Source organism: Actinosynnema sp. (genome assembly GCF_052038725.1).
Genome location: NZ_JBQGCX010000457.1, coordinates 1 through 1,609, shown reverse-complemented (window position 1 = coordinate 1,609; position 1,609 = coordinate 1). Strand labels below are relative to the sequence as shown.

The following is a 1,609-nucleotide window of genomic DNA, read 5'->3' as shown; positions in this document are numbered from 1 at the left end:
CACCGACGACGGGTTCGGGCGGCACCGCGAGGAGCTCGTGGCCCGGTACGGGGTCCGCGACCTGCCGCAGCTGCTGAAACTGGTGGAGCTGGGCGAGTTCGTGACGCTGGTGCCGGACTCGGTGGCGGCCCGCTACCCGCGTCCCGGCGTCGCCTACCTGCGGGTTCCCGACGCGCCACCGGTCGAGCTGGCGGTGGTGTGGCCAGGGGAGTCCCGGTCGCGGGCGACGGCGGCGCTGGTGCGCGCCGCGGTCGCCGCGCACGACGTCACCACCGCGACGGGTGGGGCGGGGGACGCCCGGTCGTCCAGCGCGAGTGAGACGACCTCGTCCGCCAGGTCCCGCACCTGCACCCCGTAGCAGGCGATCGCCACCGGGGGCGGCTCGGGTGCGCGGAGCCAGGCCGTGGCCTTTTCCAGCGGGTGCGTCAGATCCGGGATCGCAGTGGCGGGAGCCGTGCTCTCCCGCGGCTGGCGCGCGAGATCGGCCCCGGCCAGTCGACCGCGCCCGCGCGTTCGGGGGCGGACAACTCACCGGACAGACGTGCCATCCGCCGTGGACGGCGGGAGTTCGGCGCTGGTTCGCTGGACGCCCCTGCCAACCCCGCGTGATGGGAGTTGATCGATGGTGTTCGGAGCCAGGCGGATCGGCGCGGTCGTGGCGGCGGTCCTGCTGTTGAGCGGTGGGACCGCGGCCTCGGCGGGCGAGTCGGCGAAGGCCGGGCCGGTGTCCGTGGCGTACGTCGAGGTGAACAACCACAGCATGGCGAACGTCGGCGAGTACGAGCTGGTCGGGGGCGGGAACGTCTTCGACATCGGGGTGATCTTCGCGGCGAACATCAACTACGACACCGCGACGAAGTCGGCCTACCTGCACTTCAACCCGAACGTGCAGCGGGTGCTGGACAACGCCGCCACCGAGATCCGGCCCCTGCAGGCCAAGGGGATCAAGGTGACGCTGTCGGTCCTGGGGAACCACCAGGGGGCCGGGTTCGCGAACTTCCCGAGCGCGCAGGCGGCCGGGGCGTTCGCGCGGCAGCTGGCCGACGCCGTGGAGAGGTACGGGCTGGACGGGATCGACTTCGACGACGAGTACGCGGAGTACGGGAGGAACGGGACGGGGCAGCCGAACGCGAGCTCGTTCGTGCACCTGGTGACGGCGCTGCGGGCGGCGATGCCCGCGGACAAGCTGATCACGCTCTACAACATCGGGCCTGCGGCGTCGCGGCTGTCGTACGGCGGGGTGGATGTGACGTCGGCGTTCGACTACGCGTGGAACCCGTACTACGGGACGTGGAGCGTGCCGCGGATGGCGTTGCCGAAGTCGGCGCTCTCGCCTGCGGCGGTGCAGATCGGGGCCACGTCGACCACGACCGCGGCGAACTTCGCGCGGCGGACGGTGAGCGAGGGGTACGGGGTGTACCTGACGTACGACCTCGGTGGTGGGGACGCGCACGCGTACATCTCGGCGTTCACCAGGGAGCTGTACGGCTCGGAGGCCCGGTACACCGGGTAGCGGGGTGGTGAGGGGCCGCCCGGTGGGAGGGCGGGCGGTCCCCGCGCTGGTCGAGCTCCGGAACTGCGCTCGTGCGGCTGGTGCGACCACTGCAAG

Annotated in this window: 2 protein-coding genes; both read left to right on the top strand. The window is 72.3% G+C overall.

Going from position 1 to position 1,609, the window contains the following annotated elements; genetic code table 11:
- Window positions 1-358, top strand: a 358-nt coding sequence (locus ACTUAL_RS09240) for a LysR substrate-binding domain-containing protein (protein ID WP_440899958.1), incomplete at its 5' end; no start/stop codon positions are given.
- A gap of 264 nt (window positions 359-622) precedes the next feature.
- Entirely contained in the window at window positions 623-1,513 is an 891-nt protein-coding gene (locus ACTUAL_RS09235) for an endo-beta-N-acetylglucosaminidase H (protein WP_440899957.1), read from the top strand.
- Window positions 1,514-1,609 lie beyond the last annotated feature (96 nt).

What these genes read in the sequence shown, in the direction of transcription:
- ACTUAL_RS09235 (WP_440899957.1), top strand. Translation starts at nt 623, where the DNA reads ATGGTGTTCGGAGCCAGGCGGATCGGCGCGGTCGTGGCGGCGGTCCTG.